This is a genomic window from Emcibacter sp. SYSU 3D8, from assembly GCF_039655875.1.
Lineage (GTDB): Bacteria > Pseudomonadota > Alphaproteobacteria > SMXS01 > SMXS01 > RI-34.
Genome location: NZ_JBBYXK010000008.1, coordinates 23,804 through 50,214 on the forward strand (window position 1 = coordinate 23,804; position 26,411 = coordinate 50,214).

Genomic DNA, 26,411 nt, shown 5'->3' on the forward strand with positions numbered 1-26,411 from the left:
GCTCAAACCATCTCCGGCATCCCCTTGAGCAGCTTGTCCAGCGTCACCGGATAATCCCGCACCCGCACCCCCGTCGCGTTGTACACCGCGTTGGCCACCGCCGCGCCCACCCCGCAGATGCCCAGCTCGCCCACGCCCTTGGCCTTCATCGGTGACGAGATCGGGTCGGTTTCGCCCAGGAACACCACCTCCTGGTGCGGGATGTCGGCGTGCACCGGCACCTCATAGCCGGCCAGGTCGTGGTTGACGAAGAAGCCGCGGCGCTTGTCCACCACCAGGTCCTCCATCAGCGCCGCGCCCACCGCCATGGTCATGCCGCCGATCACCTGGCTGCGCGCCGCCTTGGGGTTGAGGATGCGGCCGGCGGCGCACACCGCCAGCATGCGGCGCACCCGCACCTCGGCGGTCGCCGCGTCCACGCCCACCTCGACGAAATGGCCGGCAAAGGTCTGCTGGGCATATTCCTTGGCCAGCCCCCCGAACTCGATCAGGTCCTCGGCCACCAGCTCGCCGTTCCTGGCCGCGTCGGCCAGCGCCACGCTCTGCCCGCCGGCGCGGACCATGCCGTCTTCGAAGATGGCGGTCGCCGGATCGAGGCCCAGCGCGCCGGCCGCCGCTTCGCGCAGCTTGATGCAGGCCGCATAGACGCCCGAGGTGGAACAATTGGCGCCGAACTGCCCGCCCGAGCCGCAGGACACCGGGAAATCCGAATCCCCCAGCCTCACCACCACCTTGTCCAGCGGCAGGCCCATCATCTCGGCCGCGGTCTGGGCGATGATGGTATAGGAGCCGGTGCCGATGTCGGTCATGTCGGTTTCCACCGTCACCACGCCGTCCCGGCCCAGGCGCACCCGCGCCGCCGAATTGCGCACCGGGTTGCCGCGGATCGCCGCCGCCATGCCCATGCCGACCAGCCAGCGGCCGTCGCGCACCGAACCGGTCCGGGGATTCCGCCGGCTCCAGCCAAAGCGCTCGGCGCCCTGGCGCAGGCACTGGGTGAGCTGGCGCTGGGAAAATTTGCGCTCGGGCTTTTCCGGGTCCACCTGGGTGTCGTTGAGGATGCGGAATTCCACCGGGTCCATGCCCAGCTTTTCCGCCATCTCGTCCATGGCGATCTCCAGCGCCATCAGGCCGGGCGCCTCGCCGGGCGCGCGCATGGCGTTGCCTTCGGGCAGGTCGAGCGTCGCCAGCCGCGTGCGGGTCATCCGGTCGGCGCCGGCATAGAGCAGCCTGGTCTGCTGGGTGGCATATTCCGCGCCGCCGCCGGGCAGGTTGCCCGACCAGCTTTCGTGGCCGATGGCGCCGATCCGGCCGTCGCGCCCCGCGCCGATGCGAATGCGCTGGATGGTCGCCGGCCGGTGGGTGGAATTGTTGAACATCATGGGCCGGGACAGCGCCACCTTCACCGGGCGTCCCACCTGGCGCGCGCCCAGCGCGGCCAGCAGGGCGTCGGCGCGCACGAACAGCTTGCCGCCGAAGCCGCCGCCGATGAAGGGCGAGTCGATGCGCACCTTTTCGGGCGGCATGCCCAGTGTCGTCGCCACCTCGTTGCGGGTCAGGTCGATCAGCTGGTTCGACGTCCAGATGGTCAGCGCGTCGCCATTCCAGGCGGCGATGGAGGCGAAGGGCTCCATCATGGCGTGGGCGTGGTCGGGCGTGGAATAGGTTTGGTCCAGCGTCACCGGGGCGGCGGCGAACCCGGCCTCGAAATCGCCGGCGGCGCTGTCGGGCTCGCGGCGCTCGGGCTTCACCGCGCCGTCCAGGGCCGCTGCCAGGTCATAGCGGCCATCGGCCCCGGCATAATCCACCTTTATCAGCTCGGCGGCCGAGCGCGCCTGCTCGAACGTCTCGGCCACCACCAGCGCGACGGCCTGGTGATAATGCGCGATGTCCGGTCCGCCCAGCAGCGCGGCGGTGTTGGCCCGGCCCTTGCCGAGCGGGCCGGCTGTCCGTGCGGTGACGATGCCGAGCACGCCGGGCGCCCGCTTCGCCTTGCTCAGGTCCATCGACACGATGCGCCCCCGGGCGATGGCGGCGCCCAGCACATGGCCATAGGCCTGGTTCGCCGCCACATCGTGCCGTTCATAGGCATAGGGCGCCGTGCCTGTCGTCTTCAGCGGCCCGTCGATCCGGTCGGTGGGTTTGCCGACGACCTTCAGCCGGTCGATGGGATTCGTGGTCGCGGGTGTGTCGAACTTCATGGCTCAACCCTTTCGCTAACTGGCTTTCGCTTCGGCCATCACCGAGGCGAGCGTGCGCTCGACCAGCGTCAGCTTGAACGCGTTGTCATCCGTGGTCCTGGCGCCGGCGAGCAGGCCGGCGGCGACCGCCTTCGCGCCGCGCGGCATCTCGCGTTCCGCGACCTCGACCCGCCACGGCTTGGGCGCCACGCCGCCCAGCGCGACCCGCCCGCTGCCGTCGGGCTGCACCACGGCGGCCACCGAGACCAGGGCGAAGGCATAGGACGCCCGGTCGCGCACCTTGCGGTAGACGTGCCGGCCGCCGATCGGCTTTGGCAGGCTCACCGCCAGGATCAGCTCGCCCGGCTCCAGCGCCGTCTCGACGTTGGGCGTGGCGCCCGGCAGCTTGTGGACGTCGGCGATGGGAATCCGCCGCGCCGTGCCGTCCGGCTTCATGGTCTCGACGGTCGCATCGAGCGCGCGCATGGCCACCGCCATGTCGCTGGGATGGGTGGCGATGCACGCGTCGCTGGTGCCCATGATCGCATGCGGCCGGCTGAAACCCGACATGGCCGCGCACCCGCTTCCCGGCGCCCGTTTGTTGCAGGGCTGGTTGGTGTCGTAGAAATACGGGCAGCGCGTCCGCTGCAGCAGATTGCCCGCCGTCGTCGCCTTGTTCCGCAGCTGGCCGGACGCGCCCGCCAGCAGCGCGCGCGACAGCAGGGCATAGTCGCGCCGCACCCGCTTGTCGGCGGCCAGGTCGGTATTGCGTACCAGCGCGCCGATCCGCAGGCCGCCATCCGCCGCCGGCTCGACCTTGTCCAGTCCCAGGCCGTTGATGTCGATCAGGTGCATGGGCGTCTCGATCTGCAATTTCATCAGGTCGAGCAGATTGGTGCCCCCGGCGATGAACCGGGCGCCCTGGACGCGGGCGGCCGACGCCACCGCTTCCTCGGGCGATTGCGCCTTCTGGTAGCTGAACGGCTTCATGTCCGCCTCCCCGCCACGTCGACGATCGCCTCGACGATGTTGGAATAGGCGCCGCAGCGGCAGATATTGCCGCTCATGCGCTCGCGCAGTTCGTCCGGCGTCAGCGTGGCGGCAGCGGACAAATCGGCGGTCACATGGCTCGGGATGTCGTCCCTGATCTCGTCCAGCACCGCCACTGCCGAGCAGATCTGGCCCGGCGTGCAATAGCCGCACTGGAACCCGTCATGGGTCACGAAGGCCGCCTGCATAGGATGCAGGTTGCCGGGCCCGCCCAGGCCTTCGATGGTGGTGACCGAATCGCCGCCGTGCATCACGGCAAGGCTCAGGCAGGAATTGATCCGGCGCCCGTCGACGATCACCGTACAGGCGCCGCACTGGCCGTGGTCGCAGCCCTTCTTCGACCCGGTCAGCTTCAGGTGCTCGCGCAGCGCATCGAGCAGCGTTGTCCGGGTGTCCAGTTTGAGGGATACCGCCTTGCCGTTGACCGTGAACGACACCGTCGCCAACGACGGCTGGCCGTTTCCCTCGGCCTGCGCGTTGGCGGCCGCGCCCGCGACCGTCGGCGCCGCCGTCAGCGCCACCGACAGGGCCGCCCCCTTCAGGACGGTCCGTCTGGAAAAGTCGAAATCACCGGGTTTGTCCATGGGCGGCTCCCTTGCTTGGCGACTGCGGTAACCGGACAGACTTGCCGGGCGCGAAAGCGACGCGTCCCCGAACGCTCCAGGCCGCAGGGCCGGTATCTGTACGGCGCTCGCTCCCCGGCGGATCGCCTGTGGTTACCTCCGGGAAACCTGACAGTAATGTAGTACGTACTGGCGCCCAAGTTCAGCCGTGAATCGATCCGCGATCCGTAAACTTGGCCGCAACAGCGAACATTACCGCCGGACCAGCGGGCTCCGGTGCGTCTCCAGCGCCTTCAGCACCGCCGGGCGCTGCGTCATCCGGTCGGCGAACCGGGTATAGGCTTGCAGGCTGTCCATCGGGTGCTCGTCGCGCAGGCCCCAGTCGTAGAACACCAGGGCATAGCCGTCGCACACCGAAAATTCAGCGCCGCCGATCCATTCGCCGCCTGCCAGCCGCTCGTCGATCTGGCGCAGCGCGGCCCAGAACGCCTCGCGCCCCACCGCCTGCAGCGCCGGATGGGCCGCCTCGTCGGGCGTGAAGCGGTGCGGCGCGCGGAACTGGCGCCGGGCGATGTGCACGCTGCTGGTGCCCCAGGCCATGAAGGAATAGGCCCGGATTCGGGCCATGGGATCGGCGGGCAGCAGGTTTTTCTCCGGCGCCTGCAGCGCGGCCCAGGTCAGGATGGCGATGTTCTCGGTCAGCAGTTCGCCGTCCAGCAGCAAGGCCGGCACCTTGCCCGCCGGGTTGATGCGGTAATAGTCGGTGCGGTCGCCGTTCAGGTTGACGAAACCCAGCGCGTGGGCAACCCCGGCCTCCTCCAGCGCGATCTGCGAGGCCAGCGAACAGGATCCGGGGCAATAGAATAGTGTGGGCATCGGGTTCCTCGCGCATTCACGTTTCAGTTCAGGTCTCGGCCCGCCGCCGTGCTTCGGGGGCGGGAACAAGTCGGCTGCCCTCGTGTTACAGCCGTCAGGGCACAGGGCAACATCAAGGGTGCAGCATCATGAACCAAAAATCCGAACCTGCAACCAACCGGCCAGAACCCATGGCGAGCAATCGCCCGGGACGGCGCACCGTCACCACCGTCGCGGTCATCGTCCTCGCGCTGGTACTGGCGATTGCCGCGGCCATGCTGCTCGGCGTATTCGGCAGCCCGGCGTGGACGCAGTCGTGACGCCGTCCATCCCATCCTGACCGCCCGCGCCGCCGTGTCTGCCGACACCTCGTGCGGATAGCTCGAGACCGCCGGCTTCACATGACGCGCGCCTGACTTTTACGGGTTTCCGGACCATGGCCATCCTTGTTCCGGTCTGGCCACCCCGACGCGCCGCGACTATTGTTCCCGAAAGTCGATCTGAACGGGAATCGCCATGTCCGGCCAACGGAATCTGCGCCTTGCGGCGCTCATAATCGGCGCGCTCGGCGCCACCCGCCTGCTGTGGCTGGTGGTGGATGTGATCCGCCTCGGGCCGGTCACCGGCTGGTGGCTCGAGGCGGCGTTCTATGGCGTGCTGGTCCTGAACGCCGTCCTGCTGCTGAAGGGATCCGATCTTGCCTGGTTCGGCGCGGTGGTCATCTTTGCCTGCGGTGTCGTCACCGGCATCGACACGCTGCTCGATCTGCTGCTGGCAGCGGATTCACTGGAGCCCATCCATCTGGCGCAGACCGCACTGCTGCTGGGCGCCGGGCTGTTCGGCCTGTGGGCGCTGCTGGTCTCGCCAGAGGTCAAGACGCTGCGGGCAGCGCGCGGGCGCCGCGACCCTTACGCGCTCATCATCTCGATCACGTTTGCCCTGATCATAACAGCGGGTGTCGGCTGGTATCTGGACCGGCTGTCCCCCGAAATCCAGCGGACCCTGGGCGAGCAGGCCGGCATTGCCACCGCCTTCGCCGCACTGGTCGCATTCCTGGCAGCGCGCAACCGCAAGACGCCGGTGCGTTGGGAATACCTGCCGCTGGTCGTCGCCGGCGTGGTGCTCGTGGCCAATCTGGAGATCATCGCCGAGCTGCGCACCTTGCGTCCCGCAGCGGCGGCCCTTGCCGCAGCCCCGCCCGAATCCGACGCGGATCTGGCGGCCATCCTGCCGGGCACCGCATTCCGGATCACCACCGAGTTGCAGGCCGCAAGGCGCGAGACCCTTGCGCGCCTGGAAGCGCACACCGGCGCCATCGGTCCATGGCCGCAGATGGCGGCGCTGACGCCAGACAAGGTGGCCGATCCCGCCGCTATCGATGCCGCCGCGGCCGCCCTGGCCGTCAAGTCGGTCAGCATCCGCGAGGCGGCCAAGACCTATGACGCCATCCTCGGCCGCTTCGTAGAGCGCCGGCGCAAGATCATCGCTCCGCTTTCCGAGGCATTACACCGCCGTGTGGACCGGCGCTTCGAACAGGAGGAGAACGCCTATCGCAGCCATTACGGCGCCCGCGTCCACCTGCTGTCGCGGGCCGCCGGCGACCTGGCTGCCATGCTCGCTGTCCTGCAAGCCCAGCGCGGCCGCTATGCCGCCGACTGGGGCGGCGCGCTGACCTTCCAGGATGCCGCCGCCCAGGCCGCATTCCAGGCCCGTCAGGCATCGCTCGAGGAACTGGTGGTCTGGAACGGCCGGCTTCGGGCTGAGGGCGCGGCGCTGGCCGAGAGCCGGCCCGCATGGGCATGGCTAAAGGCTGCCGACTGAGTCACCCGGCGGGCAGGAAGCACCGCTCCCGCCACGGCCCCTTGCTGCACCACGGAATCTTTTCGACCCCGGGAACTTAATCCGGGGTGTCGAGTTGTCTTTTCGAACGCAGCGCAAATCCACATGAAAAACTCAAATCAACAAATCCTCATGCGCCGCATCAAGGGAAATATCTCGATGAACGAGCACAGTGTGATCTTTTCGGAACTTGACCCAGACCTTCGCCGCGCGCGCACGACTTTGCGTGTCCTTGGCACGCTGGCTGCTGGCGCCGCCATCGCGGCGGTATGTATTGCATCGTCCTCACCTTTATTTGCGGCCACCCCCGCCGGGGCGTCCCTCTGCCGTGAATATTTCCAGGCCGAAAACTATGACAAGGCGCGGATGCATTGCGCCGCGGCCGCCGAGGATGAAGACAGCGGTTCACGCGCCGCGCTGGGTTGGATGTACCTGCACGGCAAGGGCGTCCCCGCCAACAAATCCGAGGCCGCGCGCCTGATCAAGGCGTCGGCCGAGCAGGGCAACATCGCCGCATCCGCCGTGCTGGGCGGCATGTACCTGAACGGCGTCGCCGTGCAGCAGGACACCGAGCAGGCCCGCAAATGGATCGTCAAGGCGGCCGAGGGCGGCCACGAAGGCGCCCAGGTCACGCTGGGCAATCTCTATATCGGCGAGCGCCCGGATTCCGGATCCGACAACAGCGTGCGCCTTGCCAAGGCTACCGCCGGCAGCGCCGCCGGCTCGAGCGGCGCAACAGACGTGATCCTTGCCGAGCCCCGGTCGGAGTCGATGGCCGCCGCCGCGCCCGATCCGAAGGCTGCGGTCAAATGGTACAAGAAGGCGGCCAAGAACGGCAGCGCCGCCGGTCAGGCCGCGCTGGGTGAAGCGTACCGCCTCGGCCTGGGCGTCGAGCAGAACGAGGTCGCCGCTTATATGTGGTACACGCTCGCCGCCGAGCAGGGTTTCCACGCGGCCGCGGATGCCCGCGAGATCGTGGCCGCCCAGATGATGCCCAAACAGATCGCCAAGGCCCAGGAAAAGGCCCGCGACTGGAGTGACAGTCACACCAGGCGTGAAGACCGGGCCCCGATGGCACGCCGTTAGCCAGGCTTCTCGAGAAACGGAGGGCCGTCCCGCAGACGGCCACTGACCCCGCCTCGGCCAGAATTCCCCCATCGAGGCGGGGTCGGCACCCGGAGCCGCGCGTCCGCGAGCCCAAAAAAATCACCCCGAACACCTGATTACCGAACGAAAGCCAGATTACGGCCACAATTCGTGCGTTGGGACAAGTATCAGCATCACCGGTAGGTGAACACCTTACCGCCAACGGCAACAGAGAGAGGATACCCCACCATGTCGAGGATATCTCACCTCAATAATGACTTCGCGAGCGTCGAGGAACACATCCCCGCTTTGCGCCGCTATGCTCAGAAGCTGGCTCGTAACCCTGACGATGCGGCAGATGTCGTCCAGATGTGCCTGGAACGCGCGCTTCGCAACTTTCATATGTTTCAGCCGGGCACCAACCTGCGCAGCTGGCTGTTCACGATCCTGCACAACGAGTTCATCAGCGAGGTGCGCCGCCGTGCCCGCCGCGGCCATTCGGTGCCGCTCGAGGATTGGCTGGACCCCGGTTGCCGCGGCGGCCAGGAAGAAGCCATCGAGATGCACGAGTTCGAGAAGGCCTTTACCGCGCTGGCGCCCAAGGACCGGGAAATCCTGCAGATGGTCGGTATCGACGGTACCTCCTATGCCACGGCAGGCGCCCGCCTGAAGCTCGAGATCGGCACCGTCAAGTCGCGGGTCTTCCGCGCCCGTGAACGGCTGCGCGGCCTCATGGAAGGTACCGACAACCGCATCGCGGCCTGACACCAATGCGCCGATCACCGGGCAGGTACAGGCCTGCCCGGTGATCGGACTCATTCCATTCGAACGCCGCAATCTATCGGGAGCCACGGAACTTCCTGTCGGTTCTGGCCTTTATCCTTCATACTCACCCCCCTGCAGGAGATAGCGATGAACCGCTCTGACACAGTCACGGTGCTCTCGCGCACCGGTTCCAAGCTCGCCGACGATGCCAGCGCCCTCTCGGGCGATGCCGTCAAGTTGCTGGAGACCATCTACGCCGATGCGCGCGACAGCGCCCGCGGCTACCGCGAAGCGGCCGAGGCCGCGACCAGCGGCGCCATGAAGGCCCGGCTCTACGGCATGGCACGGCGCCGCAACGCCATGGCTGGCCAGCTCGAGATCACCATGCGGTCGCTCGGTCTCGAGACCGGCCACGACGCCAGCGTCACGGAGAAGCTGCGGCACTATTTCGATGAGCTGAAGTCCAAGCTGGAAACCGGGGACACGCGCGCGGCAATCGCCGGTATCATCCGCGGTGAAGGCGCCTTCGTTGAGAGCATCGACAAGGCGCTGCGCGAGTCCCTGCCCGACGCCATCCACGGTTTCCTCGAGCGGCAGCAGCGCCAGGTCAAGGGCGCCATCGACCGGTTCTCCGGCGACATCGCCAGCAGCGACCGCCTTGCGGCTCTGAAGCAGACGGCCATCAAGTACCGGAAGCCGGCCCTGTTCGTCCTGCTCGCTCTGGGCGTTGCGGGTCTGGCGACGGCGGCGATTGTTCAGCAGCGCCGCCACGGCGCCGTCACCCGCTCGCTTGCCAGCGCGCGCGGTGCGCTCGATAGGGCGCTGGCCCAGCTCCCCTCGCAGACCCAGGTGCGGCAGTCGCTCAGGAATATCGACCTGCCGACCATGCGGATGCCCGACATCAACATGCCCCACCTGCGCATGCCGGTACGGTCGGACCTCAAGATGCCCTCGTTTCTAAAGCGCCGCTAGGCTCTCCACCGCGAGCCGGGCCGACCCATAGAGCCCGGCATCCGGATCCTTCGCGACCCTGACAGGCACCGACCGCAGCAGACTTGCCATGCGGCCCTTGCCTGTCAGGGTCGCGATGAATCCGGGCGACTGCATCGCCGGAAGAATGGCCGGCGGAATGCCGCCCGCAAAGCATAGCCCGCCCACCGCCAGATATCTGAGCACGGCATTGCCGCCTTCGCGCGCCAGCGTTTCAGTAAACAGGCCCAGCGCCGCTGCGCTCAGCCCGCAGCCGCCCGCCAGCGCCCGCTCGGCAATCGCCGCGGGGCGCCGCTCCACCGGCAACGCCGAAATCGTCTCCGGCCATTCGTAGCGGCCCGACGCCACGAGAAACGCCGCGATATCCGCCAGTCCCGGACCGCTGATCACCCGCTCCCAACTCACATGACTGTCGGACGGTCCCGCCAGATAGGCGCGCAATTCATCGTCCAGCGGTGATGCCGGGGCAAAGTCGGCATGTCCGCCCTCGGACGGCATCACGCGGTGCCGGCTGCCGTCCCATAGCAGGCCCGCCTCGCCCAGACCTGTTCCCGGCGCCACGACTGCCATGCTGCCTTGGCCCCATGGATGTGTGCCCGCCTGAAGCACGGCGAACGCCGCCTCGGGCAAATGGGCGACGGCCTTGGCGATCGCGGTCAGATCGTTGACGACCGTTACCACGCCGATACCCGCGGTGGCTGTGAGCGCAGATGCATCCAGCACCCAGTCCAGATTGGTCATCCGGCACACGCCGGCGTCGACCGGCCCGGCGGCGCCGATGCAGGCGGCATCGACCTTGACGCCGCGCAGACCCTCGCAGCCGGCAAGCACATCGGCGATCCCGGCATGGTCCGCATTCAGCACAACGTGCTTCCAGACCAGCCTCAGCGCACCGCCGGCAGTCTCGAACAGGCCCAGCCGTGTCCGCGTACCGCCCACGTCGCCGGCCAGGATCACGGGGATCCGCCTGTCGGGTGTTCGCAAGTTCCTGCGAACGTCGTATCATTGTTATCCATCGCCAGATGCCACCACGCATTGATCGGAGCCGTCATCATGCCGTCCGGATCCAACCCCAAATCCGCGGCGGTGGACGGGGTCATCGGATGGGTGCTGTTCCTGCGGGCTTTCTGGCGTATGGCAGGCGGGCCCTGGCGGTCGCGGCAACGCTGGAGCGCCATCGTCCTGGCCAGCGGTCTGGTGCTGCTGACGGCCATGCAGGTTGGCGTGGCAATCGCGCTGAATATCTGGAACCTGCGGTTCTTCGATGCGGTTGAACAGAAAGCGCTGGACAGATTCTTCACCCTGATCGGCGTCTTTGCCCTGATCATACTGGCCAATGTCGCCATTACCATAAGCCATCTGCAGGTAAAGCGCCGCATCCAGGTCAACTGGCGGCGCTGGTTGACGCGGCGGCTGATGCGGAACTGGATGACGGGCGGGCGCCACTACACCCTCGGCTTTGCCCCCGGCCGGCATGACAATCCCGATGGGCGCATCGCCGAGGACATCCGTATCGCCACCGAATATGCCATCGATATCGGACATTCAGGACTCTACTCCACGATGCTGCTGATCACCTTCGTCAACATCCTGTGGTCGCTTTCCGGCACGCTTGATATTGCGGTTTTCGACACCCGCGTCGTGATCCCCGGCTACCTGGTCCTGGTCGCTCTCGTCTATACGGCGGCGGGCGCCTGGATCGCCCTGCTGCTTGGCCGCCCCATGACACAGGCCGCCACCCGGCGGCAGGCGTCGGAGGCCGACTTCAGATTCGGCCTTGCCCGCGCGCGGACCCACAGCCTGGGCATCGCGCTGATGCGGGGCGAACCCGACGAACGCCGCCGTTTCCTCAGGTTGTTTCACCGGGCGTACCGCGCCTGGGATGTCCAGACATCGGCCTTGCGGCGGTTCTTCTATTACATGGCGACCTGGCCGCTGCTGAACCAGATCTTCCCCATTCTCGTGGCCGCCCCTCGTTTCATCACCGGCAGCATCACACTTGGCGTAATGATGCAGACTGCCCAGGCGTTCGGACAGGTGGTCGCGGCCCTGTCATGGCCGATCGACAATCTGGCGAAAGCGTCCGAATGGCGCGCCTCCGCGGAACGGGTAATGCAGATGCAGGATGCCCTTGCTGGCCTGCACCGCGATGGCGAAAGCGCAGGCCACATCGGCATCTCGACCGGCACTGTCAAGAAATTGGAATTCCGGGGACTGGTGCTGACGGATGCGGACTCCAAACCCCTGACCGCCCCCATCGACCTGACCATTCTCCCGGGCGAACGGGTGATGATCGACGGCGATCCCGCGCTGACCGGCCATCTGTTCCACGCCGCCGCCGGACTTTGGCCCTGGGGCTACGGCCGGATCACGCGGCCGGTCGGGGCCGCCGTGCATTTCATGCCGGAGCGGCCCTACATTCCGGTGGGCTCGCTGCACGATGCGCTCTGCTATCCGGCGGCAAAGAACACATACGGCATCCTCGGCATCGTCGGCGCCCTGACCCGCGCAGGGTTGGCCTCGCAGGCCGATCACCTGGAAGACTCGGCCATCTGGGACCAGACCCTGTCCCTGGCCGATCAGCAGCGCCTGGGATTTGCCCGCCTGTTGCTGGTCAAGCCGGAATGGGTGGTCCTGCACGATGCCACGACGGCGCTTGCCGCCGAAACCGAGCTGGACATGATGAACCTGATCCGGGAAGCCTGTCCGGAAGCGGCCATCGTGATCATCGGCACCCGCCCGGCGCTGAACGCCGGTTGCGACCGGGTCATCAGCCTGAAAGGCGCCTGACCTCGCCGGACACCCGGCCGGTCCGCGCCACCGCCTCAAACCAGCGGGCCGAGGTTTTGGGTATGCGGCGCTGGGTGGCGAAGTCCACATAGACGATGCCGAAGCGGTTGCCGTAGCCCGAGCCCCATTCGAAATTATCGAGCAGCGACCAGACGAAGTAGCCCCGCACATCGGCGCCCAGGTCCATCGCCTCGCGCATGGAGCGGATATAGGTATCCAGAAACGCAATCCGGCCGGTGTCATCGACGGTCCCGTCGGGACCGGGCGCGTCATTGCCGCCGCAGCCATTTTCCGTCACGAAGACCGGTAGCCCGTAGCGATGGCTCACGGTTACCAGCGTGTCGCGGAACGCATCCGGGTGAATGCTCCAGCCGATGTCGGTGGACGGCATCTCCGGCGGCGCGCTGCCCCAGGCATAGCCCCAGGTCATCTTCGGGTCGGCCCTGGCGAAGATGGGCCCGTAGTGGTTGAGACCGAACCAGTCTATGGGCTGGCAGATGCGGGCCATGTCCCCCGCCCGGACATGCGGCGCGATCGCCTCGGCGGTCAGCGGCGGATAATGCCCGCGCAATTGCGGGTCGGGGAACGCCAGGTTCCAGTGCTCGTCCAGCAGCGCGGCCGCCCGCCGGTTCTCGGCGGTATCGCTTTCCGGCACCACCGGCTGGACATTGTGTACCGCGCCGATGGAAGCGTCCTTGACCGTCGCCCGCAGCACCGCGACCGCGTCGCCATGGGCAAGGTTGACGTGATGGATCGCCTGCAGGTGCGCCGTGCGGTCGGTGATGCCCGGCGCGGCCCAGTCGATGGCATAGCCGAACATGGTGAATACGCCGAATTCGTTGAAGGTCGCCCAGCGCTTGACCCGGTCGCCCAGACGGCGCGCCACCAGCGCCGTATAATCGGCGAACCAGCCGGCGCTGTCCCTGGCCGTCCAGCCGCCCAGATCATCCAGCGCCTGTGGCAAATCCCAGTGATAAAGGCACAGCCACGGCTCGATGCCCGCCTCCAGCACCCCGTCTACCAGCCGGTCATAGAACGCCAGCCCGGCCTCGTTGACCGCCCCCTTCCCGGCCGGCAGCACACGCGGCCACGCCACCGAAAACCGGTATGCCCCGACCCCCAGTTCCTTCATCAGGCCTATGTCTCCGGCATAGCGGTGGTAATGGTCGCAGGCCACGTCGCCGGTGTCGCCATTGGCCACCCGGTCCTTCATCAGACAGCGCGTATCCCAGATGCTGGGGCCCCGTCCGTCCTCGCGGGCCGCGCCCTCGATCTGGTAGCTGGAGGTGGAAACGCCCCACAGAAAGTCCGATGGAAATTCGATGGCGGGTCGTTCGCTCACGCCGCGTCCCCTTGCATCAGGATCCTGTCATCTCGCGGCTCGATCCTAGCATCGCCCGCTGGCGGGCGGAAATGCTACACCGAGATTGGCGCCGTTCTTGCCTTCAGCACGGCGACCGCGTCCGCCGGCTTCAGCCGCACCTGCAGGCCGCGCTGGCCGCCATTGAGGAACACCAGCGCCTCGCCCAGCGCCGCCTCGTCCACGGCCGCCGGGAACACGCGCTTTTGCCCAAACGGACTGATGCCACCGACCACATAGCCCGTCACCCGCTCGGCCTCCGGCGGCTTCATCATCTGGGCGCTTTTGCCGCCGAACAGCGCCGCCAGCTTCTTCATGCTGACTTCCCGGTCCGATGCCAGCACCACCACGACCGGCTTGCCGTCCACCTCGGCCATCAGCGTCTTCAGTACCCTGCAGGGCGCCTCGCCCAGCGCCTCGGCCGCCTGCAACCCGATGCGGTCGGCGTCAGGCTGATAATCATAGGTGTGGACCGTGAACGTCACGCCCGCCTTCTGCAGCGCCAGCGTCGCCCGCGTCGTCCTCGACACGTCACGTCTCCTGCGCAGCCAGCCGGTCGATGAGCGGCTGGATCACCGTGCCGTATTTCTTCCAGCGGTCCACGGAACGCGTATAGATCGGCTCGCGCACCTGGGTGACGCTGGCGGTCTTCACCGGACGCTTTGCCTCATAGAACGACAGGCATTGTTCTTCCCACGGCAGGCCGATGAACTCGATCAGCTCCCGCGCCTTGCCCTCCGTGTCGGCCACCAGGTCTTCATAATTGACCTCGTGGAAGGCGCCTGCGGGCAACACCTGACGCCAGTGATCCATCAACTGGGCATATTTGCCGTAATAGTCCGCCAGATCGTCGAAATCGTAGGAATAGGGCAGGTCCTCACGGAACAGCCGCGTGAAGCACGAGATGCAATTGTCGATCGGATTGCGGCGGATATGAACGATCTTCGCGTTCGGCATGATCAGGTTGATCAGCCCGATATAGAAGAAGTTCGTCAGCATCTTGTCGGTGAAATGCGGCGTGTGGCCGGACCAGTTGGGCACGTCGCGCAGATAGCTCGCGACGATGCCATCGGCATGTTTCTGCGACAGGAACTGGAACACCTCGGGAAAGCGCACGGACTCGCTGAAGTCCTTGACGACAGTTTCGTTCAGGCTCTGGTTCAGGGTCCGCACCTCGCCCGCGCCGAATACCTGTGAATGGCTCGAGATGATCTGTTCGGTCAGCGTGCTGCCGGACCGCGGCATGCCAAGCACCAGGATCGGCGCCGCCGTATCCGACCCCCGGATCTGCGCGCGTTTGGCGTCCAGCGCCTCCCTGGTAAACACCTCGCGGATGCGGTCGAACAGGTACAGGCTCGCCTGCTTGTTGTAGTTCAACTCGGCGCGCTTGAGCCTGGCGCCGGCCATGAAGGCTTCCATCGCCTTCCGGCTTTCGCCCACGTCGTCATAGACCTTCCCCAGCGCATAATAGACGCCGATTTTTTCGTGATCCGAAAGGCCGTCGACCGACGCGGACGCGGCAATGAAGTTCTTGTAATGAATATCTTTTTTCGTGAACTTCTTGGCGCCGGCCAGATTGGTATAGACCCGCAGCGCGTCGGGCGCGATCCCGATGGCGTTCTCGAAATAGCGCCGCGCCTCATCCATGTTACCCAGTTCCATGTGCGAGGCGCCGATCTGGTTGTTGAGGTCGACCGAATCCGGCTCCGCCGCCAGCGCCCTGTTGAACCAGTCGAGCGATTCCTCGGTCAGCCCCATCTCCCGCTTCACCCGCCCCATGAGCGCGAGGGCCCGGTGATCGCCGTCGTCGAGCGCCAGCGCCTGCTCGGCGGCCGCCAGCGCGCCATTCAGCTTGTGCTCCTCCTGCAGCAGCTGGGCCATCATCAGCAGAGGCTCTAGCTTGCCCGGATACATGGTCGTCATGCGCGACAGCAGCGTCAGCGCGTAGTTCGAATTGCCCAGTCCGTGTGACGCCGAGGCAATCCCGGTCAGCGCCTCCATGTGGTCCGGCTTGATCTCGGTGGCGCGCCTGAACAGCTTCTCGGCAGCCGCGAAGCCTCGCTGCGCCAGATAGGCCTTGCCGGCATTGGTCAGCGCCTCGACATAGGTCGGCCGCAGCTCGACCGCCCGCTCGTAGCAGCGGATGCTGGCATCCGCCTGTTCCCTGACCCGGTAGAGATTGCCCAGGTTGTTGTGCGCCTCGGCAAATGCCGGCTTGATCTCGATCGCCCGCTTGTAAGCGGCCTCGGCGTCATCAAGCTCCTTGCGCTCGAAGTGAACGATGCCAAGGTTGTTCCACGCATCCGCATAGCCGGGCGCCAGCGAAACAGCCTTTCGGCCGTGACTGGCCGCGCTGTCCAGGTCCCTGGATTGCCGGTACATCTCGCACAGATTGCTGTGGAACACCGGCAGGTTCGCGTCGCGTGCCACCGCCCGCTCAAGAACCTCGATGGCCCCGGCCAGTTGTCCTGCCCGGTGCAGCACGAAGGCGCGCATGGCGATGGTGTTCGCGTCATGGGGAAACTGCGTGATCAGTTGCTCGGACAGGGAAAGCGCGGCGGGCAGCTTCCCCTGGCTGGCCAGGTTGATCGCCATCGTCACAGCGTCTTCCCGCTTGATGCGTTTCTGTTCCGGCTGCTTCTGTTCCAAATCAATTCCCTGCATTCAGTGGGCCGGCACGTCGCGCCGGTTTCCAGCCCGGTGTGCGGCGCATCCGATCCACGGCTCAAACAAAGACACGGCGCATCATACAGGATGCGCCGTGTCCTCGCTTCTTGCTGCTTCAGCGCCGCCGGGACAAGGACGCATCCTTCTCCCGAGGCACTGTTTCTGAGGAGTTTCCGAGCCTCAGAACTTTACGCGCACGCCGCCCTGGATGGCATGGCTGTGATAACCAGAGCCAAACGCGCCCTGGTAGTCGAAGAACACGCCCACGCCGTTGCTCATCAGCGCGGTCACACCGGCGCCGACAACCGCGAGGTCCTTGGTCACCTTGGAACCGATGGCGGTGAACGGCTCGTTCGGCAGACCGTTCAGGTTCGCCACGATCCACGACGGATCATCCTTGAACTCATGACGCCATTCGGCCCGCAACTCGGGGATCCACTTGGTCGAACCTTCGCCCCAGACACCCGACAGACGCGCACCGAGGCGCGACTGGAACGACTTGCCGGTACCATCGAGGATATCGAGGCCCAGATCGCCGCCGCCCGCTTCCGAGAACGGATCCGCGTCGACGCCCGAATAGTTCAGGCCGGCGAACGGACGCAGCGCGGCGCCGTTGCCCAGTTCGAACAGATAGCCCGCTTCCACATGACTCATCAGGCCGTCGCCGTCATACTTCGATGAGGCACCGGTGGTGCAGTTGAAGCCCAGGCACGTCGTGTCGCCGTACTGGATCGTCCGGTTCACGCGATAGCTGTCGCTGGCATAGGTCAGCGAGCCGTCGACATAGAACTGGTCGACCGTGGCGGACAGGTAACCGCCGATGGTCCAGCGCTTGATCTTGCCCAGATCGCCATCGTCGAAGTCCAGCTTGTCGTCCATGTAGCCGGTAACCAGGCCGACCGTCACGTTCTGCGAGACCTGGAAATCGGCGCCCAGGACGGCGCCAAAGGTCTCTTCGTCATAACCGGTCGCTTCCACGTCGCCGCGGGTGCTCGACCAGCGGCCGAAGGCACGGCCCCAGAATGCGAAGCGGGATTCGTCGGCGCCCGACGCACCGGCCGCCGACAGCGGCGCGATGGAGTTGGACGATCCCTTGGGACGCAGCATCACGACCTGGCCGTCCGCGCCGCCCGTGTGACGAATGTCGTTCAGGTGCTCGGACAGGGCCATGTGATAGGGCTCGGACAGGTTCGCCGCGGCCCGCATTACCTGGGCATGCTCGGAACCCGACCACGAGTTCAGCACCCGGTCATACTTCGCCGGATCGGTCAGGGTGAACATGGCCGACAGGATGCTGTTCAGTTCGGGACCATTGGCCGAGGGCACGCGCGTCGGATCGTAGCCATCCTCCAGCGCCGTCGCGACCGAGGTCGAGTTGATGGTCAGGCCCGGCACCGTGTTGAAGGCGTTCCGCTTCCACGAGATGGTCACGTCCTGCTCGTTCACCACTGCCGAGAAATCCAGCAGCAGCGTGTCGCCCAGGATGTTCACATTGTCGAACGTGCCGACAACATCGCCCACGGTTTCGATCACGATGTGGCTGCCGTTATCGCCGTAAAGGCCAGGCAGCGCCACGGCGCCCAGCGTGCCGTCGATATTCGCATCACCGGTCGTGGTGATGATCCCGGCGTCGGTGGGGTTGAAGATGAAGGTCAGGGTGCTGTCCGGGTCCATCGTGAACGTATCGACGGCAATCGAACCGGTCGTGCCCATCACCAGCGACGCGTTCTTGTTCAGGTTCGCTGCGCCGGTATTCTGCACGGTGCCGTTCATCACGAAAGTGACAGCCGTGTCGTCCCTGCCGATGTTCAGGGCGCCGGCGCCGTCGAGGGTGAAGTCGGCGTCGGCGGTGACCGTCCCGTCAGCCGGCGTGCCGGTGCCGGTGAACACGTTCACCACGTCCAGCGCATCCGCATCCACCAGGCCGTGGATCGCGCCGCCCGTCCAGTTCAGCGTGTCGTCGTTGCCCTGGTCCATGGCGATCGCGGTCTTGCCCGAAATCTCGCCGCCCTGCTGGTTGACGATCAGCGGTACCGACGCGAACGTGGCGTCAACGGCGATGGCGGAACCGCCGGCCTCGTTGGTGGCCGAAATCGTCCCGCTATTGGTCACGGTGATGTCATTCTCGGGCACCTGGTTGGCGATCTGGTTGCCGCCAGGCTCACTGGTGGTCACTTCGATCACCGGCGCCAGCAACAGGGCGACGGCGGCCGACTGATCGGCACTGCCAGTCACCGAGGCGCTGATCGTGCCGCTGTTGTTGATCAGCATGCCTGCCGAAGCGTCCGGCAATGCCAGGCCGATGGCGAAGGCTCTCGCAACATTCTGCGCGTCCGCCGTGGCCGAGATGGTGCCGCTGTTCACGACCGTGTCGATCCCGCCCGACAGGACGCCACCGATCGCGGTCACTGTTGCCGACGTCCCCAGGGTCGACGCCGCGGCCTGAGATGCGTCGACGGCATCAACATTGTCGGTGAGGCTCAGCGAGGCGCTGGCCATCAGGGTGCCGGAATTGGTGAAGGTATGCAGTGAGCCTTCTTCCGGCGTGGTGAAGTCCGCGCTCACGCCGATTGCCAGGACACGTGCCTGGTTCGAGACCGACACATTGCCCGCCTCGTCGCCGGCGCTGGCGCTGGCGGTCACATCGACCGAGGCCGATGCTGTGGCCGAGATCGTGCCGGAATTGGTGATGTCGCCTTCGACTTGGTTTTCGAAGGCCACGCCCATTGCCAGAACCGCGACATCGTTATCGATGGTCACCGATGCGGTCGTCTCGCCACTGGCGGAGACGTTTTCCACCAGGGTCGCCGACGCCGTTGCCGAGATCGTGCCGGAATTGTCCAGCCCGGTTACAGTGCCGTCCAGCAGCATGCCATAGGCCGTCGCCGTCTGGTCGATATCGTTGAGATATGCCGAAGCCGAGCCCGTGGTGCCGAACGCGGCGGCGTCGACCATCAGGGACACCGAGGCATTGGCCGCGATGCCGCCCGCATTGACGATATCGAACTCGCCGCTGCTGTCCACTTCCACGCCCCAGGCCTGTGCCTGCTGCTCGATTCTGTTGACGTCGACAGTGCTCACCGGGCCTGTCGCGGTCAGATCGTAGCTGGCCGTATGACTGGCGTCGGCCAGAATGGTGCCGTCGGCCTCGTTGGAGATCCTGCCGTTCGCATGGCGGACGCTGGCGCCCCACACACCGGTCCACAGATCGTCATCGACATCGATATTGGCGCTGGACGAGACATCCGTCGCCGCCGCGGTCACGGCGAGGCTGGCCGAGGCAACGGCCGAAATGGTGCCGCTGTTGGTGTAATCACCCTCGAAATTGTCGATCCAGGGTCCCCAGGCCGACGCATACACACCATTGTCGATGTCGATGCTGGCGCCCGTCACGCCATTGGCGGTCAGGTTTTCCGTCGACGTCACCGTAGCGGTTGCCGTGAAGGTGCCCGAATTGTCGAAGCTGGTCACGTTGTCCAGCCAACTGTCATAGGCCCAGGCGCCAACCTGATCACCATCCATCTGGATATTCGCCTCGCCAACGGTGGCGGTCGCAGCCAACGTGGCGTCGAAGGAAGCGGCAGCTTCCGCCGAGACGGTGCCGGAATTGACAAAATCATGGATGCCATTGTTGGTATACAGCGCGGTCGCGTCAGCAGTGACCCGTTGCAGCCCCACATTGGCAATTGCCGCCGTCCCGACGGCATTCAGGTCATAGCTGGCGGAGGCAACGGCCGATGCCGAAATCACCCCGTCCACGCCATTGCTCAAGGTGCCGTCAAGGGTCTGAATCTCGAGACCGTTGGCATAGGCTTGGATCCGGTCAGAAGAACCGCCGTTCTGGCCAACAAAGGCGTCGGAATCGGCGCTGAAGGCGTCGGCGATCAAATCAAGGCCGGCCATGGCCGTGGCCGAGATCGTGCCCGAATTGGTGAAGTCGCCCTGCAGGTTCTGGATGTTGGCCGCCGAGGCGTCTGCGTCGACCTGGTTATACGCATAGATGGTCGCCGAGGTCTGCGCATCCGCCGTCAGGGTCTCGACCGCCAGGGCAGAGGCGGTCGCCGTGATGGCGCCCGAATTGGTAAAATCGGTGAGCGTGTTTCTCGCTTCTACGCCATTGGCATAGGCATCGACATTCGTGTCCAGTGCCACATAGGCCTGATCGTCCGATGCCGTCGCGTCGACGCCGACGGCGAGCCCAGCGGACGCATCCGCGGAGATCGAGCCCGAATTGTCGAGATCGTAGTTGCTGCCGCTGACATAAAGTCCCGTCGCGCTCGCGGCAACCACCATCGGGTCATCGGTGCCCAGATACACATAGGCGCCGGCATCATCGGCAACGATGTCATAGGCCGCCGCGGCGGTGGCCGTCGCGCTGAGCGACAGCGAGGACGTGTTGCTGACCGAACCCGAGAAGTCCGAGATATAGAGCCCGGTTGCATAGGCCCGGACAGTGTCGGAAACGACGGCGGTCTGCACCGGGTTGGCGGCGGTGCCGAACCCGAACAGCAGGTCGGCGGTGGCAACCGCCGATATGGTGCCGTTATTGGTCACGTCGCCGGCGACATCGTCAATATCCACGCCCGTGGCGGAAGCAACGACATAGTTGGAATAGCTGCCGTCGTCCGTGACAACGATGTCCACGGCGGCCACGGCCTCGGCACTGATGATGCCATTGTTGACGAAATCGCCCTCGATCGTGCCGCTGAGATTGAGCCCGGTGGCCGCGGCATTGAAGCTGGTGGATTCGGTCGCGGTGATGCTCACCAGCGTCTCGATCAACCCGTTGTTGAGCACGTCGCCGCTGACATCGGCATAGACCTCCATGCCGTCGGGGCTGACCACCGCGCCGGTGGCGACGATCAGGTCACCGTCGACGTCCGCGTTGATGATGACGGAATCCTGCGAGCCCGTGATCGTGAGCGCGAGCGCCGGCGTGGACCAAGCCGCGCCTCCGCACATCAGCGCCGCGAGCGATACAGAAATTTGCAACTTCTTATTGAACTTGGACAATGCTTTTCCTCCAGCAATCCGGCAGCAACTGATTTGTGCGTTGGCAGCATAATGCATCCCCTCCGCTGCACCGCAATCGGAATTGTTTCGACTTCGGTTTATCGGGATTGTTTTTGCCAGGTGTGGCACGAAAGACGCACTTTCAGCGGTCACGACGAAACACGGCGCCCCCTTGCGAGGGCGCCGTGTCTGCGACGTATCCGGTTCCGTTTGGTTCCAGTGGAGCTGGTTATGGCCGCACGGTTCCGGTTATCGAAGTCAGCACCTTACCCGAACTCCGCCGGGGATGATATGGCTGTTCTCACGCACTCCCCCGCCACACGCGAACACGGCGCACCGTAAATGACGGTGCGCCGTGCCCTTGCTGCTGCTGCTATTTTGGAGGTGCCGGCGGGCGGGAGCCGAGGTGCCCGCCGGTTCTCCGTGTTGACCGCGTCAGAACTTGACGCGGACTCCGCCCTGCGCGATGTGGCTGTTGTAGCCAGAGCTGAACGCGCCTTGATAGTCGAAGAACAGGCCCCAACCGCCCTGGAACTGGGCCGAGATGCCCGCGCCCACCACGGCCATGTCACGGCCGACCTGGGAGCCGCCAGTCGTGAACGACTGGCTCGGCAGGCCCACGAGCGAGGCCTCGATCCACGCCGGGTTGTCCTTGAACTCGTGCCGCCACTCGGCACGGACCTCAGGCACCCATTTCACGTTGCCCGAACCCCATTCACCCGACAGACGGGCGCCGAGACGCGACTGCAGCGACTTGCCGGTGCCGTCGACCCCGACCAGACCCAGATCGCCGCCACCGGTTTCCGAGAAACCGTTGTGGTCGATGCTGGTGTAGTTCAGGCCCGCGAACGGCTGCAGCCTTGCGGTTTCGCCCAGCAACCAGTTGAAGCCGGATTCCGCATGGACGATCCAGCCGTCGCCGCCGTATTTGGACGAGGCGTCGGCGGTGCAGTTGTAGGCCAGGCAGGCAGCGCCGCCGGTGAGGATGGTGCGGTCCACCTTGTAGTTGTCGCTGGCATAGGTGAACGAGCCGTCCACGTAGAAGGCGTCCCATGTGGCCGATGCGTAGCCGCCGATGCTCCAGCGCTTGATGCTGGCGCGATCGTTGTCATCGAAGTCGATGCTGTCGTCGATATAGCTGCCGACCACGCCGACCAGGAATGTCGGCGACAGGTTGAAGTCCATACCGAGCACGGCGCCGTAGGTATCTTCGTCATACCCGTCGGCATTGGCATCGCCCCGCGTGCTGGCCCAGCGACCGAAACCACGGCCCCAGAACGACAGGCGGCTGTCCTCGGCGCCCGACTGGCCGACCGACGAAGCCGGTGCGATCGAGGTCGAACCCTTGGGCAGAAGCTGCACCACCTTCTGCTGCTTGAAGCCCGTGTTGCGGTTGTCGTTCAGGTGCTCGCCAAGCGCCATCAGGTAGGGCTCGGACAGGTTGGTCGCCGCGCGCATGACCTGGGCGTGCTCCGAACCCGACCACGAGTTCAGCACCCGGTCATACAGGCCGGCGTCGGTGAGCGTGAACAGGCCACCGAGCTGATCGTTCAGCTCCGGCGTGTTCTTTGACGGCGGACGGCTGGGATCGTAGGTATCCTCGATCACGCCGGCCACCGACTTGGAATTGTCGCTCAGACCGTCGACCTCGTCGAAGCCGTTGCGCTCCCATGATACGGTGACATCCGACGGATTGACCACGGTCGTGAAGTCGATCAGCAAGGTGTCGCCCACGGCGCCGACACTGTCGAACTTGCCCGCGACCACGCCGCCCGCATCGATCACGATGTGGCTGCCCTTGTCGCCGTAAAGTCCGGCCAGCGCCTGCGTCTGCAGGGTGCCGTCAGCATTGAAGTCGCCGGTGGTGGTGATCAGGCCGGCCTTTGTCGGGTTGAACTGGATCACCAGGGTGCTGCCGTCGTTCTGGTTGAACGTGCCGGTATCGATCTTGCCGGTCGGGCCGACGACGAGCTTGCCGTCGGTGTTCAGGTTCGTCTCGGCCACATTGGTGGCAAGGCCGTTCATCACGAAGGTGACGGGTGCGCCCTTGTTGCCGATGTTGAACTCGCCCGCGCCTTCAAGGGTGAAGTCGGTGCCGGCTGTCACCGTGGTGGCGACGCCCTTGCCGTCCTTGTCCTGTGCCTGGATGACATTGACCACGTCGGCGCTGTCCGCGTCGACCAGCCCCTTGATGGTGCCGCCCGACCAGTTCAGCGTGTCCGCGTTGCCCTGGTCCATGGCGATCGCCGCCGTGGTGCCTTCGATCGTGCCGCCCATCTGGTTGATCACCACCGGAACCGGCGCGGTTTCGGCGAAGATGCCGTAACCCAGGCCGCCCTCGGACTTGTTGATCCCCGAGATGGTGCCGGTGTTGTTGACGGTGATCACGCCGGCTGCGAGGGCTTCGGCGTCGCCGTCTCCTTCCGCCAGCGGCAGCAACACTTCGGCGGGAAGAACCGAGTCCTCGCCGATCAGGCCGTCGAGCAAGCCGTCGAGCAAGCCGTCGGGCAGCGGGCCGAGCAACAGGCCGACCGCCGCCGAATCATCGGCATTGCCGCTGAGTTCGGCCGTGATCTTGCCGCTGTTGTTCACCACCAGTCCGTCGTCGGCATCGGGCAGCCAGAGGCCGACCACGCCTGCCGCCGTGCCGCTGTCCTCGCCGGCGATGCCGGTCGTGGTCAGCGAACCCGTCGCCGAGATGGTGCCGCTGTTGGTCACGGTCGACGGATCGCCCGCCACCACCGCACCGGCCACGACGAGACCGCCCAGCGTTTCCTGGTCCGGCGTCACGTCCTTGGTTGCCGCCGGCTGGGTAACGTCGATCGTCAGGTTGCCGGTGGCGCTGATCGTGCCGCTGTTGGTGAAGGTGCTGGCGGGATCCTTGGAGTCCGCCGGCGCCTCGATGTCGGCGTAGAGGCCAACCGCCGCCACGCCCGCCAGGTTCGACGAGCTGATGTCGCCCAGATCATCGGCATTGTCCGAGGCCAGGTCGATATCGTAGGTGCCCGTTGCCGACGCCGAAATGGTGCCGGAATTGGAGACGTTGCCGTCGATCGGTTCCACGAACGCCGCGCCAACCGCCGCCGCATAGAGAGTGCCGCCGTTCGAGGCCACGCTGTCGATATCACCGTCGCCCGTCAGGGTAGCGGTGTGCGAGGCCGTGGCCGTTGCGGTGATCGAGCCCGAATTGTCGAAGCCCGTCGCATCGCCCATGTCGAGCAGGCCGATAGCCAGTGCGCCGGTAAGGCTGTTGCTGACGCCGACGCCGCTGGCATCGGTACCGGTCGAGGTGCCCGACGCGGTCGCCGTCGAGGTCGCCTTGGCGGTCGCCGAGATGCTGCCGGCGTTGGTCACGCTGTTGGTGTCGGGATCTTCTTCCGTGTCCTCGCCACCGTTCAGGGAAACGCCGATGGCGTTGGCCATGGTGATGGTATCGGCAACGGCGACGCCGTCCGATGCCGCCGCCGTCGCGCCGGTCGCGGCCAGGTCGATGGAAGAGGTGGCCGAGGCATCGGCTGTGATCTTGCCATCCTTGGCGTTGGTGAAGCTGCCGTCGAAATCGTCGATCAGCACGCCCCAGGCGTCCGCCTTCACGAAGCTGCCCGACACGATCATGCCCGGCGCCACATCCGCGGCCCCGGCATCGGCGATGATCTTGAGGTCGGCCGAGTTGGTCGAGGAGATTGCCCCCGAGTTGCTGAACGGACCGTCCAGACTATCGATGATCACGCCGAAGCTCTCGCCGCCGACCTGGTTGTCGAGGACCACGGTGGCGCCGTCGTCACCCGTCGCGATCGCGTCGATCGCCAGGGTCGAGGTGCCGTTGGCGGTCACGGTGCCGGAATTGGCGAACGAGGCAAGGCCGCCATCGACTTCGATGCCATAGGCGTCGGCATAGACCCCGTTATCACCGAAGATCTCACCGGTTCCGGCGCCGTCCACATCGGCATTCAGGGTCCCCGAGGCTTTTGCATCGGCGGTCACGCTGCCGGTGTTGCTGACGCTGGTTGCGTCGTCACCGATATAGAGCCCGACGCTGACGGCATCGGCGACAACACCGAAATCTTCGCCGCCGATGAGGGCGTCGTCCGTTCCCGCGGTCGCGGTGCCGTTGAACACCGAGGTTGCGCTGGCTGCCGCGGCGATCGAGCCGTCATTGGCGATGGCATCGCCGCCGCCGTCGAGCGCGACACCCAGGGCGAACGCTTCTGCATCGACATCGTCGACATTGAACAGCGTGGCGCTGGTGCCGGACACGTCGGCGGTCACGTCGCTGGAGGCGGTGGCGGTCGCCTTGATGGCGCCGTCCTTGGTGTTGGTGAAATCGCCTTCGTCAAGCGTACCCTCGACACCATAGGCTGCGGCATAGGTTTGCGAGCCGCCATCGATGTCCGAGCTGCCCTTGGCGGAATCAGCCGTGATGTCCGACGAGGCATCCGCGGTTGCATTCGCCGTGATGGTGCCGGCATTGCTGATGCTGCCATCGACATTACCCAGCGACACACCGCCGGCATAGGCTTCGGCGCCCGAGGGCGCGTCTTCGGAGATCGACGGGTCGCCGGAAAAATCGCCGATGACGCTGACCGAGGCGTCGGCGGTGGCGATGATCGTCTTGGTGTTGCTGAAGTTGCCGCCGATGTCGCCCCACACTTCGAGGCCTACCGCGTCGGCAATCACGTAGTCGGCGTCGCCGGCCGAGGGCGTGTCGATGAACTCGATGACGCCGTTGTTCATCACCGATCCGGCGACCGCGCCCTGCACGAGGATACCGCCGGGCGACACGTCGCCGGTGCTATCAACGGTCAGGTCGGAAATATCGGTGGTGATCACCACCGCGTTCTGCTCGCCCGAGATTGTCACGGCGTGGGCAGAGGAGGCGATCAGCGCTCCGCCACTCATCAACGCAAGCAACGAGACAGAGATTTTAAGCTTGTTATCCAAGCGCTTCATGGGAGCTCCCTTTTGCTAATAACCCCAATGGATTGATTGAAACCGGGCTGTACGGTCATTTTCACAAAACATAGATGCAGGTTGGTCCTTCGCCACAAAAAAAATGCACTCTCGTAAAACAAATTGTGACTTATTATCAATACGTTATCGTAATATTATCGTGTAATAGATTACCACTGCCGGCTAGATCCCTGCACCCGATATCCCTGCTGTTCGAGAGAAGCGCGCGAACGCGCCAGAAGTTCCACTAACGGAACAACATTTTATTCATGTACAATTCTCTCCACCTTTGCGACGCTCTTG

Annotated in this window: 16 protein-coding genes; 6 read left to right on the forward strand and 10 right to left on the reverse strand. The window is 65.6% G+C overall.

All coding sequences use genetic code 11. The annotated features are described in order from the left end of the window. Positions 1 to 2 precede the first annotated feature (2 nt). The 4 genes from paoC to WJU21_RS18785 form a co-directional block, all read right to left on the reverse strand. Positions 3 to 2,201, reverse strand: a complete 2,199-nt coding sequence (gene paoC, locus WJU21_RS18770; protein WP_346325003.1) for an aldehyde oxidoreductase molybdenum-binding subunit PaoC — start codon at positions 2,199 to 2,201, stop codon at positions 3 to 5. Positions 2,202 to 2,216: 15 nt separating this feature from the next. Beyond that, positions 2,217 to 3,170 (reverse strand): xanthine dehydrogenase family protein subunit M, encoded by a 954-nt coding sequence (locus tag WJU21_RS18775; RefSeq protein ID WP_346325004.1) that lies wholly within the window; start codon positions 3,168 to 3,170, stop codon positions 2,217 to 2,219. After that, positions 3,167 to 3,814: an aldehyde dehydrogenase iron-sulfur subunit PaoA gene (paoA, locus tag WJU21_RS18780; protein ID WP_346325005.1), complete on the reverse strand. Its 648-nt coding sequence runs from the start codon at positions 3,812 to 3,814 to the stop codon at positions 3,167 to 3,169. The genes WJU21_RS18775 and paoA overlap by 4 nt, the downstream gene beginning before the upstream one ends. 231 nt (positions 3,815 to 4,045) lie before the next feature. After that, on the reverse strand, positions 4,046 to 4,669 hold the full coding sequence (locus tag WJU21_RS18785; RefSeq protein WP_346325006.1) for a glutathione S-transferase N-terminal domain-containing protein: 624 nt from the start codon (positions 4,667 to 4,669) through the stop codon (positions 4,046 to 4,048). A gap of 128 nt (positions 4,670 to 4,797) precedes the next feature. Between WJU21_RS18785 and WJU21_RS18790 the strand changes: the two genes are divergently transcribed. From WJU21_RS18790 to WJU21_RS18810, 5 genes are all read left to right on the forward strand, one after another. Beyond that, positions 4,798 to 4,968 carry a hypothetical protein gene (locus WJU21_RS18790; RefSeq protein WP_346325007.1) on the forward strand — a complete coding sequence of 57 codons (171 nt, stop codon included), beginning with the start codon at positions 4,798 to 4,800 and terminating at the stop codon, positions 4,966 to 4,968. 196 nt (positions 4,969 to 5,164) lie between these two features. Continuing rightward, positions 5,165 to 6,469: a hypothetical protein gene (locus tag WJU21_RS18795; RefSeq protein ID WP_346325008.1), complete on the forward strand. Its 1,305-nt coding sequence runs from the start codon at positions 5,165 to 5,167 to the stop codon at positions 6,467 to 6,469. Positions 6,470 to 6,646: 177 nt separating this feature from the next. After that, positions 6,647 to 7,573, forward strand: coding sequence for a tetratricopeptide repeat protein (locus WJU21_RS18800; protein ID WP_346325009.1), 927 nt, complete (start codon positions 6,647 to 6,649; stop codon positions 7,571 to 7,573). Positions 7,574 to 7,822: 249 nt separating this feature from the next. Continuing rightward, positions 7,823 to 8,338 carry a sigma-70 family RNA polymerase sigma factor gene (locus WJU21_RS18805; RefSeq protein ID WP_346325010.1) on the forward strand — a complete coding sequence of 172 codons (516 nt, stop codon included), beginning with the start codon at positions 7,823 to 7,825 and terminating at the stop codon, positions 8,336 to 8,338. A gap of 147 nt (positions 8,339 to 8,485) precedes the next feature. Beyond that, a complete protein-coding gene (locus tag WJU21_RS18810; protein WP_346325011.1) occupies positions 8,486 to 9,310 on the forward strand; it encodes a PA2169 family four-helix-bundle protein in 825 nt (274 codons plus the stop codon). Here the strand turns inward: WJU21_RS18810 and WJU21_RS18815 are convergent. Continuing rightward, on the reverse strand, positions 9,296 to 10,285 hold the full coding sequence (locus WJU21_RS18815; RefSeq protein WP_346325012.1) for a glucokinase: 990 nt from the start codon (positions 10,283 to 10,285) through the stop codon (positions 9,296 to 9,298). The two genes, WJU21_RS18810 and WJU21_RS18815, sit on opposite strands and share 15 nt — an antisense overlap. A gap of 96 nt (positions 10,286 to 10,381) precedes the next feature. Between WJU21_RS18815 and WJU21_RS18820 the strand changes: the two genes are divergently transcribed. Then, positions 10,382 to 12,118, forward strand: coding sequence for an SbmA/BacA-like family transporter (locus WJU21_RS18820; RefSeq protein ID WP_346325013.1), 1,737 nt, complete (start codon positions 10,382 to 10,384; stop codon positions 12,116 to 12,118). Here the strand turns inward: WJU21_RS18820 and WJU21_RS18825 are convergent. The 5 genes from WJU21_RS18825 to WJU21_RS18845 form a co-directional block, all read right to left on the reverse strand. Continuing rightward, positions 12,099 to 13,460 carry a GH1 family beta-glucosidase gene (locus WJU21_RS18825; protein ID WP_346325014.1) on the reverse strand — a complete coding sequence of 454 codons (1,362 nt, stop codon included), beginning with the start codon at positions 13,458 to 13,460 and terminating at the stop codon, positions 12,099 to 12,101. The two genes, WJU21_RS18820 and WJU21_RS18825, sit on opposite strands and share 20 nt — an antisense overlap. Before the next feature lie 74 nt (positions 13,461 to 13,534). Continuing rightward, positions 13,535 to 14,008 carry a Cys-tRNA(Pro) deacylase gene (gene ybaK, locus WJU21_RS18830; RefSeq protein ID WP_346325015.1) on the reverse strand — a complete coding sequence of 158 codons (474 nt, stop codon included), beginning with the start codon at positions 14,006 to 14,008 and terminating at the stop codon, positions 13,535 to 13,537. A gap of 1 nt (position 14,009) precedes the next feature. Continuing rightward, a complete protein-coding gene (locus WJU21_RS18835) occupies positions 14,010 to 16,127 on the reverse strand; it encodes a sulfotransferase (RefSeq protein ID WP_346325016.1) in 2,118 nt (705 codons plus the stop codon). A 198-nt stretch (positions 16,128 to 16,325) separates the two neighbouring features. Next, the gene (locus WJU21_RS18840) at positions 16,326 to 21,158 is read right to left on the reverse strand and encodes an autotransporter outer membrane beta-barrel domain-containing protein (protein WP_346325017.1); all 4,833 of its coding nucleotides are present in this window, start codon (positions 21,156 to 21,158) and stop codon (positions 16,326 to 16,328) included. A 435-nt stretch (positions 21,159 to 21,593) separates the two neighbouring features. Further along, entirely contained in the window at positions 21,594 to 26,108 is a 4,515-nt protein-coding gene (locus WJU21_RS18845; RefSeq protein WP_346325018.1) for an autotransporter domain-containing protein, read from the reverse strand. Between the last annotated feature and the right edge of the window lie 303 nt (positions 26,109 to 26,411).

Excerpts from the sequence above, each read along its gene's own strand:
- paoC (WP_346325003.1), bottom strand. The coding sequence starts at position 2,201 with ATGAAGTTCGACACACCCGCGACCACGAATCCCATCGACCGGCTGAAG.
- WJU21_RS18775 (WP_346325004.1), bottom strand. The coding sequence starts at position 3,170 with ATGAAGCCGTTCAGCTACCAGAAGGCGCAATCGCCCGAGGAAGCGGTG.
- paoA (WP_346325005.1), bottom strand. The coding sequence starts at position 3,814 with ATGGACAAACCCGGTGATTTCGACTTTTCCAGACGGACCGTCCTGAAG.
- WJU21_RS18785 (WP_346325006.1), bottom strand. The coding sequence starts at position 4,669 with ATGCCCACACTATTCTATTGCCCCGGATCCTGTTCGCTGGCCTCGCAG.
- WJU21_RS18790 (WP_346325007.1), top strand. The coding sequence starts at position 4,798 with ATGAACCAAAAATCCGAACCTGCAACCAACCGGCCAGAACCCATGGCG.
- WJU21_RS18795 (WP_346325008.1), top strand. The coding sequence starts at position 5,165 with ATGTCCGGCCAACGGAATCTGCGCCTTGCGGCGCTCATAATCGGCGCG.
- WJU21_RS18800 (WP_346325009.1), top strand. The coding sequence starts at position 6,647 with ATGAACGAGCACAGTGTGATCTTTTCGGAACTTGACCCAGACCTTCGC.
- WJU21_RS18805 (WP_346325010.1), top strand. The coding sequence starts at position 7,823 with ATGTCGAGGATATCTCACCTCAATAATGACTTCGCGAGCGTCGAGGAA.
- WJU21_RS18810 (WP_346325011.1), top strand. The coding sequence starts at position 8,486 with ATGAACCGCTCTGACACAGTCACGGTGCTCTCGCGCACCGGTTCCAAG.
- WJU21_RS18820 (WP_346325013.1), top strand. The coding sequence starts at position 10,382 with ATGCCGTCCGGATCCAACCCCAAATCCGCGGCGGTGGACGGGGTCATC.
- WJU21_RS18845 (WP_346325018.1), bottom strand. The coding sequence starts at position 26,108 with ATGAAGCGCTTGGATAACAAGCTTAAAATCTCTGTCTCGTTGCTTGCG.